Below are 7,568 nucleotides of genomic sequence, written 5' to 3'. Positions count from 1 at the left end.
CTGCCGCCCTACCGCAATGACGGCTTTTCCGAGCTGCTGGCTGCCGTCAGTCGGATCATCGAGCTGACCTGCATCGCCGGATTGACCGGCATACCGCAGATCAACCTGCCGCTCGGGAACTATCAGGGCATACCGGTGGGCCTGTCCCTGATCGGCTGGCGCGGCTCTGACGAGGTGCTGCTAGGCTTGGCGCAGGCGCTGGACTGAGCTTCGGCCCCAGCCATCCGGCCTGAGCCGCAGGCCATGGCCCGCTCATTCGGATGAACGAATCCGGACAACCTCCGTACTGGCGGAGGTTGCCCGGCCGTGGTTCAGCGCCGGGCGGAGGCCTCCACGAACCTTACCACCTCGCCCATCGTCCGCCCGGTGGCATGGGGCTCGACGCCTAGCCGCTCGGCCGGCAGGCCCGCCCGGTTGAGCCAGAAGGTGGTATAGCCGAACCAGGTGGCCCCACAGACGTCCCAGCCATTGGCGGAGACGAACAGGATCTCCTCGACCGGGCAGCCAAACCCGTCGGGCCCAAGCTGATAGGCCTCCGGCGCCGTCTTGAAGCGCCGCGCCGGGTCGACACTGATGACCGGGTCGAACAGCCCGTCCATGCTGGCCGCCGTAATCGCGCTGTTCAGCATCCGGGCCGAGCCGTTAGACAGCATGCCCACCTTCAGGCCCAGCCCCTTGATATGATGCAGCGCCTCCAGGTCGCCGGGATAGCCCGAGAGCTCGGCATACTGCTGCATCAGCCGCGCCTGCAGCGCCGCATCTGCCGTGAGCCCCAGACGCTCGCAGCAATAATCCAGGGCATCGGCCGTCACCGTCCAGAAGTCGGCGAACCGGCCGCACATGGTGCGGATCCGAGCGTATTCGAGCTGCTTGTCCCGCCACATCGTCGCCAGCGCCGTCCCTTTGCCCGAAAACAGCTCCTCGGCGAGCGCACCGATCGAGAAGACATCAAACAGGGTGCCATAGGCGTCAAACGCGATGGCCGTAATTCTTCTCTCAACCTGCAACCACTTCACTCCGCTTGAGATGTGCAAGCCATGATGGCTGCCGGCCAGCCACCAGCTCAAGCCCGGCAGCTGGCCGAACCCTCCGACTGCCGCATCATGCCGGCTGCCTCACAGCCCGCTGCCATTCGCGAAGCCCAGCGCCCGATTGCCCTGGACCTGGAACATCTCGCCACGCCTCGTCGCCCGAGCAGATATCTCCTTGACCACCGGATGGTAGGATGACGTCATCGGCTCCCTCTTGCGCAGGCGGCCGCTGCCGGCGGCCGAGGAAGCGCTCGACTACGTTCTCTCACGAGCGAACCTCGGCCAAGCATCGAGCCCGCACATCGGCCCGCCGTACGGCATAGCACATGCCGGGATCCTGCCTTGCCCGTGGCAGGCAGGCGGCGCGTGCGTCGGTATCATTGATCACGTAGCAGGTGCGGGCGGCGGCAGCATGTGCCCGCCCTACGAGACCGACGGAGGGAGCTAGCATGCTGGCGACCGGCGCCTACGCCCGGGCGGCGCTCGACAACGAGCTGCGCCAGTTGGCCGGCACCGCAGAGGGTGCCCGCAACCATGCCTTGCATGCGTCCGCGGTCCGCCTGGGCTCTCTAGTGGGGGCTGGCCTCCTGGATGGGCAGGCGGTGGCCGACCTCCTCGAGCTGACGGCGCGGGAGATGGGGCTGCACCCCAACGAGGCGGCTCCCACCATCCGCAGCGGAATGACCTTTGGCGCCGCTCATCCGCGGGAGATCGTGTGATGGCCGCCGCGACCGTCGTCGAGCTGACCAATCGTGCAACTGCTCCCGCCGACAAGGCGGCGGCCGAGGCGCCGTGGCCCGAGATGGTGCCACTGTTCGCCGATCATGAGCGGTCCACTGAGTATCCGCTCCACGTGCTGCCGCCTGTCATGCGGGATGCCATCACGGACGTCCGCGCCTATGGCCAGCAGCCAATTGCGCTGGTCGCCTGCAGCGCGCTGGCTACCGCGTCGTTGGTGACCCAAGGATTGGCCGACGTCGCCCGCACGCCGAGCCTGATCAGCCCGACCTGGCTCAACCTCCTGGTGATCGCCGAGAGCGGTGAGCGAAAGACGACCGCCGATAAGCGCATGGCTCGGGCGATCCGGCAGTGGCAGCAGGTCCAGCAAGCCAATCGCCGCCCCGGGCACGAGCAACAGAAGGATCGACGGGCAGTCTGGCTGGCAAAGCGTGATGGCCTGCTCGCCGCGATCAAGAAGGCGGTAGGGGCTGCCAAGCGCGAGGAGCGCGATAAGGCCATCGAGCTGGAGGCGGCGCTCCAGGGGATGGGACCGATGCCGGTCGTGGATCCGCTACCGGTCCTGTTTATGGAGGACACGAACCCCGAGGCCCTGTCGATCGACCTGGCTAACGGCTGGCCGTCCTCATCTCTCTGGTCCGACGAGGGCGGCCTGGTGGTCAGTGGGCATGGTATGAGCGAGCAATCGATCCTGCGCTACTTCGCCCTGCTCAATCGCCTCTGGGATGGCAACCCGTTCACGCGGCGGCGGTCGACGAGGGAGAGCGTAGAGGTCCGGGGCCGGCGCTTTACTGCCAGCCTCATGATGCAGGCCCAAGTGGTAAGCAAGCTCCTGGCCGCCGGCGATGGCCTCAGCCGCGGTACCGGCTTCCTGGCGCGGTTCCTGATCGCCTGGCCGCGCTCGACGATGGGCCTTCGCCTCTACCAGGCTGGCTCGACCGGGACCCCTGCCCTGGCCGTCTGGGACGAGCTCCTGACGCAGCTCCTGGAGATGCCGCTGCCGGTGGATCCGGAGGCAGATTTGCCCATGGTGCTCAAGCCGCCGATCCTACCCTTGAGCCAGCCGGCTTTCGAGCGCTGGCGCTCCTTCTTCGACGACGTCGAGTGCGAGCTGGGTCCGCGGGGAGAACTCGCTGACCTGCCGGACTTCGGCTCCAAAGCAGCTGAACAGGCAGCCCGGATCGCGGGGGTGCTGCATGTGCTGGTGCATGGGCCGACCGGCGAGATCGGCATCGGGTCGATGGACGCCGGCGTCGAAATCGCGGCATGGCACCTGCACGAGGCCCGGCGGATGTTCGCCATGATTGGTCGGGACGGTGTTGCCACGGATGCCGCGGCGCTCCTGTCCTGGACGATGGAACAGGCCGAACCGGTCACGATGAAGCGCGTTCTCCAGTACGGCCCCTCACGGACCAGGACGAAGGAGCGGCGGGACGGGGCGATCGCTAAGCTGACCGAGAACGGGCTGGCCCGGGTCGTCCGGGAGGGGCGGTCCGAGCGGCTGGTGGTGAACCCCGACTGGCAGGGCGTGCCATGAGCCTGGTCGATCGCTGGCAGGCCCAAAAAGAAGAGAGGGGGACTTCGCCTTCTTCTCTCTCCTCCACTGCCTCTCGCGCGCGGGCGCACGCACATGCGCGCAGGCGCCCGCGACCCGCTTTGCTACCGTGCTAACTTTGCTACCCATCCCCTCGAAACCCACGCCGTTCCTGAGGATTCGGCCGCTTCGGCGGTCTGCTACCCGTTGCTACCCGCGGCCCGTTCTTCCGGCCGTTCCGGATTCGTTTCGCCGGCCAGGGTAGCAGGGGTAGCAACGACTGAGCCTTCAGCCTTCGCCGAGGCCTGCGCCCGCGGCTGGCGGGTTCAGGAGCGACCGGCCGGGCTCCTGGTCGACACGCGGGGCGACCAGCCGACCCGAGCCTGCTCGACCGGCTATTCAACACGATGGTGGCAGCGGACCGGCCGGGGACGCGGGGCGCTGGCCGGCCGATGTTCTGGCCGACCCTGCGGAGGTCACGCTGCGGGGCGAGCTGGGCGCGATCGAGGGGGAGACGGAACGATGACTAGGCGCCCGCAGATGCCGAAGGTTCTGCTGACGACGCTCAGTGAGCGGACCTCGGCAAACGGCAATACGTACCTTTCTGGCTGATTGGCGAAGTGCCGGGTGGTCGGCTTCCGTGGGCAGGATGACGCGCAGGGCAACCCCACCTGGGACATCTACCTAAGCGAACCCGGGGAGCGCCCGCAGGAGCGTCAGAGCAGCCGTCCATCCGCCAGCGCGGCGGCCGCCCGCGATCAGCGTCGACAGGAGCGCGAGCATCAGGCCGCGATGGCGCTGCAAGCCCGGCATGCCGAGCTCGACGATCCTGTCCCGTATTGATGGAGCGTACGGTGACTACCCAGCACCAGTTCATCGAAGTCCTATCCGGCATATCGATCTGTCGGTGCTTCGTCTGCGAGATTGACCGGCTTCAGGCGGTTGCGCGGATCGCTGATGCGCATCCAGAGCAAGCCGCAAGGGCTGCTCGAGCCTTCGCCGACTTCCTGGCTCGCGCCGCAATCGTGGCAGGTGATGTGGCGGAGCTTCCGGATCAGGAACAGTGAGCAGCAGTGGCTCGAAACGGCTCACATGTCCTCAATTTTTTGCCATTCCAGTGCGGTTCTGGTCCGTTCCGCGACGGATTCCTGAGGTAGTTCAATAGGATGAGCAGCACCCCCACCCGGAGACCGTCTCGGCTGGACAGCGTGATCCGTGCCGGCGCGAATTGCAGAAGCTCTACGCCCTGGGGCTGAGCGGTGAACTCCAGCCACGGGATGCGAGTCGGCTTGCCTCGATCGTGGCGCTGGCCGCTCGGCTCGTGGAAGGCGCGGAGATCGAGGCACGGATAGAGGCGCTTGAGGCCGTCCAGCGTGGAGGTGGTCGGTGACCCCGGCGTATCGCGCTCGATTGGCAGAGCGGCTTCTGGCGCTGGAGGCGGCTGCGCCATCTATCACCTCGGCTATGGGCAATTTCAAGATCCTGGACGACCTGTTGGGGCTCTCCGCCGAGGCGCTCGAAGAGCTGTGCCATCGGGCGCTCATCGGCGTGGACGTGTCGGACATTGAGGGACTGAGCGACGACGAGATCGACGAGCTGTGCTGGTCCTGGATCCGGCGTGACCAGGCGGGGATGGAATGATGATCAGGAGCGCCAGGTCCAAACTATCAGAGCGGCTCAGGCTCTTGGAGAGGCGAGCCGCTACTGCCGACCAGTCAGAGCTTCGACAGCTTGAGGACAAGCTGAGGAACATGACCACGGAGGAACTGCATCAATACCGCAAGGAGGTGCTGGCCAAGATCGAACCCGACCCCAGGTGGGCAGAAATGACCCCTGAACAACTTCATGACGAAGCCCGCCGGCTAGTCCAGGAAAGACAGCAACAGGCCGCATTGTTCAACTAGTGAGGTGCAAGGAAATGTCGAAGAGGACGGAAATGTTGTCGGTGGTGCCCAACGAGCCCGCGGTGCCCGACCAGGCTGTCGCGGCGGTCGAGCAGGAGATCGCGGCCCAGGAACAGCGGCTCGGCGACCTGAGGGTGCGGTTGGCATGGGAGCGGGGCAAGGCCGAGCGTGAAGCCGCGAAGGCCTGGCGCGCTGCGGAGCGCCAGCGCCTCGCGAAGCTCGCCCGACAGGTCGACGCGCGGGTCCAGGTTGCGGCGAAGGTCGAGAAGGCGATGCAGGCGCTGGCCACCGCGATCGCCGACTATCAGGAGGCAGAAAAGCCGGTCCGGACCCTGCTCGACCTCAGCCGCGAGCGGGACAAGTACACTGCTCTGCAGGCTGGCGAGGGCCGGCTAGCCCGGCGCCTGAACGGCATGCTGCGTCAGGCTGGAATCGCGGAGCTGCCGTACCACCGCGAGGATGGCCCGTTGCAAGACGCCGAGCGCGCGGCGTTGGCCTGGTCGTAGACGGTGGAAGAGCCGGATGAGCAGGAGCCGGCGGCGGCGCGATCGTTGCGCTTCAAGGCGTGGAGCCGGTCGCCTTCAGGGCGGCCGGCTTCCTTATGCCCGGATTGACCACCCCAGAATCCGAGAGCAGTCTTGACTTCGCCCGCCGGCACTACATGGGGTGACGGCGCAGGACGAGATATAAAAGGAACAGACCTTGAAGGCGGCTGTTTGCAGAGTGTTCAGGCAGCCGGTCGCGATCGAGGAGGTCGACCTTGCAGCGCCACGCCGTGGTGAGGTCCTCGTTAGGGTCGCCGCCTGCGCGGTCTGCCATAGCGACGTGCTCGCCCTCGACGGTGCTTGGGGCGGAAGCCTCCCTGCCGTGTTCGGGCACGAGGCGGCCGGGATTGTCGAGGAGGTTGGTCCGGGCGTCGGCCGAGTTCGACCCGGCGATCATGTCGTGGTCACCCTAGTCCGCCACTGCGGCACCTGCCACGCCTGCGCTCAAGGCGAACCGCCCCTGTGTGAGTCACACTTCCCGCTCGACGAGCAGTCGCCACTTACATCCTCTGGTGGAGAGCCCATCCGCCAGGGCATCCGCACCGGCGCCTTTGCAGAGCACGTTGTCGTCGACGCCTCCCAGGCTGTGCCGATCCCACGTGCCGTGCCACTGGACCAAGCATCGCTGCTTGCCTGCGGCGTGATCACGGGCCTGGGTGCGGTCCTCAACGTCGCCGCAGTCCGTCCTGGCAGCCGTGTGGTCACGATCGGGACCGGGGGAGTAGGCCTTAACTGCGTGCAGGGTGCAGCGCTGTGCGGCGCCGCAACGAACATCGCGGTCGACCTTTCTGACGAGAAGCTGGCGGCCGCTCGAACGTTTGGAGCTGATCAAACGGTCAACCCTATGCGGGAGGACGCACGTGAATCAGTCCTTTCCATGACCGGTGGGCGTGGTGCCGATTACGTGTTCGTCGCCGCGGGCAGTGCCCGTGCCATGGAGCAGGGGGCAACGCTCCTGCGGCGCGGGGGCACGCTTGTTATCGTCGGGATGACGGCCGAGGGCGTAAAGGTCCAGTTCGAGGCTGTGGACATCGCGGACAACGCCTTGCGCATTATCGGCAGCAAGATGGGTTCCGTACGCCCGCAGGTCGACGTACCGATGCTGGCCGAGTGGTACCTCGCGGGACGGCTGAAACTCGACGAGCTGATCTCAAGGCGCTACCCGCTGGGCGAGATCAACACGGCGCTCGACGACGTGCGAGCCGGTGCGGCACTACGCAACGTGATCACGTTCTGAGCGGGGGCTGGTGGTGCGGATCGCGAGCATCGAGACCTTTGCCACGCAAGATGTCGCGATGCTGCGGGTCCGCGCCGACGATGGGACCGAGGGCTGGGGCCAAGTCTCACCCTATAATGCCGACATCACTGCACTCGTTGTCCATCGCCAGATCGCCCCGCACGCGCTCGGCCGCGACCCGCTGGACGTCGGGGGCCTCGTAGACCTGATCACCGACCGCGAGCACAAGTTCCCAGGCTCCTATGTCTGGCGCGCCCTGTGCGGGCTCGACACTGCACTCTGGGACCTGCGCGGCAGGATCGAAGGGAAGAGCGTGTGCGAACTCCTAGGCGGCAGGCCGCGGCCGCTGCGGGTCTACGCATCGAGCATGAGGCGCGACATCACGCCTGAAGCCGAGGCGGAGCGCCTTGTCCGCCTACGCGACGCGCACGGCTATGATGCGTTCAAGATCCGCGTTGGCAGCGAATGCGGCCACGATCGCGACGAGTGGCCAGGCCGTACTGAGGCCATCGTGCCTGCGGTACGCGGGTCTCTTGGAGGGGACGTGGCGCTGCTCGTAGATGCGAACAGCTGCTACAC

General features: G+C 66.6%; 10 protein-coding genes and 2 pseudogenes. 10 read left to right on the top strand and 2 right to left on the bottom strand.

Annotated elements, in window-relative coordinates; genetic code table 11:
* A pseudogene (locus EQG76_RS26650) lies at positions 1 to 207 on the top strand (amidase family protein); the annotation flags it as partial.
* A 104-nt stretch (positions 208 to 311) separates the two neighbouring features.
* Here the strand turns inward: EQG76_RS26650 and EQG76_RS26645 are convergent.
* Positions 312 to 1,007, bottom strand: a complete 696-nt coding sequence (locus tag EQG76_RS26645; RefSeq protein WP_159717927.1) for a haloacid dehalogenase type II — start codon at positions 1,005 to 1,007, stop codon at positions 312 to 314.
* Between the two features lie 473 nt (positions 1,008 to 1,480).
* Here EQG76_RS26645 and EQG76_RS26640 point away from each other — a divergent pair, with 473 nt between their 5' ends.
* From EQG76_RS26640 to EQG76_RS26610, 7 genes are all read left to right on the top strand, one after another.
* Positions 1,481 to 1,750, top strand: a complete 270-nt coding sequence (locus EQG76_RS26640) for a hypothetical protein (protein WP_159717925.1) — start codon at positions 1,481 to 1,483, stop codon at positions 1,748 to 1,750.
* A complete protein-coding gene (locus EQG76_RS26635) occupies positions 1,750 to 3,306 on the top strand; it encodes a YfjI family protein (RefSeq protein ID WP_159717923.1) in 1,557 nt (518 codons plus the stop codon). Before EQG76_RS26640 ends, EQG76_RS26635 begins: the two co-directional genes overlap by 1 nt.
* A gap of 624 nt (positions 3,307 to 3,930) precedes the next feature.
* Entirely contained in the window at positions 3,931 to 4,146 is a 216-nt protein-coding gene (locus EQG76_RS26630) for a hypothetical protein (RefSeq protein ID WP_159717921.1), read from the top strand.
* 11 nt (positions 4,147 to 4,157) lie between these two features.
* Positions 4,158 to 4,370, top strand: coding sequence for a hypothetical protein (locus EQG76_RS26625; protein ID WP_159717919.1), 213 nt, complete (start codon positions 4,158 to 4,160; stop codon positions 4,368 to 4,370).
* Between the two features lie 319 nt (positions 4,371 to 4,689).
* Positions 4,690 to 4,944: a hypothetical protein gene (locus EQG76_RS26620; RefSeq protein ID WP_159717917.1), complete on the top strand. Its 255-nt coding sequence runs from the start codon at positions 4,690 to 4,692 to the stop codon at positions 4,942 to 4,944.
* Between the two features lie 110 nt (positions 4,945 to 5,054).
* Positions 5,055 to 5,207 (top strand): hypothetical protein, encoded by a 153-nt coding sequence (locus tag EQG76_RS26615; RefSeq protein WP_159717915.1) that lies wholly within the window; start codon positions 5,055 to 5,057, stop codon positions 5,205 to 5,207.
* 32 nt (positions 5,208 to 5,239) lie between these two features.
* Complete coding sequence (locus tag EQG76_RS26610; RefSeq protein WP_159717913.1) at positions 5,240 to 5,713, top strand: hypothetical protein; 474 nt, start codon at positions 5,240 to 5,242, stop codon at positions 5,711 to 5,713.
* A 151-nt stretch (positions 5,714 to 5,864) separates the two neighbouring features.
* Here the strand turns inward: EQG76_RS26610 and EQG76_RS32530 are convergent, their stop codons facing one another.
* Entirely contained in the window at positions 5,865 to 6,149 is a 285-nt protein-coding gene (locus EQG76_RS32530; protein WP_235031578.1) for a hypothetical protein, read from the bottom strand.
* Between EQG76_RS32530 and EQG76_RS26605 the strand changes: the two genes are divergently transcribed.
* Both EQG76_RS26605 and EQG76_RS26600 read left to right on the top strand, forming a co-directional pair.
* The gene (locus tag EQG76_RS26605; RefSeq protein WP_235031577.1) at positions 6,033 to 6,989 is read left to right on the top strand and encodes a zinc-binding dehydrogenase; all 957 of its coding nucleotides are present in this window, start codon (positions 6,033 to 6,035) and stop codon (positions 6,987 to 6,989) included. The genes EQG76_RS32530 and EQG76_RS26605 overlap by 117 nt on opposite strands.
* 13 nt (positions 6,990 to 7,002) lie before the next feature.
* Positions 7,003 to 7,568, top strand: a pseudogene (locus EQG76_RS26600) (mandelate racemase/muconate lactonizing enzyme family protein); the annotation flags it as partial.

This window comes from Geminicoccus flavidas (genome assembly GCF_009806515.1).
Lineage (GTDB): Bacteria > Pseudomonadota > Alphaproteobacteria > Geminicoccales > Geminicoccaceae > Geminicoccus > Geminicoccus flavidus.
This window is presented reverse-complemented; position numbering and strand designations above follow the sequence as displayed.

Excerpts from the sequence above, each read along its gene's own strand:
- EQG76_RS26640 (WP_159717925.1), top strand. The coding sequence starts at position 1,481 with ATGCTGGCGACCGGCGCCTACGCCCGGGCGGCGCTCGACAACGAGCTG.
- EQG76_RS26635 (WP_159717923.1), top strand. The coding sequence starts at position 1,750 with ATGGCCGCCGCGACCGTCGTCGAGCTGACCAATCGTGCAACTGCTCCC.
- EQG76_RS26615 (WP_159717915.1), top strand. The coding sequence starts at position 5,055 with ATGACCACGGAGGAACTGCATCAATACCGCAAGGAGGTGCTGGCCAAG.
- EQG76_RS26610 (WP_159717913.1), top strand. The coding sequence starts at position 5,240 with ATGTTGTCGGTGGTGCCCAACGAGCCCGCGGTGCCCGACCAGGCTGTC.
- EQG76_RS32530 (WP_235031578.1), bottom strand. The coding sequence starts at position 6,149 with ATGATCGCCGGGTCGAACTCGGCCGACGCCCGGACCAACCTCCTCGAC.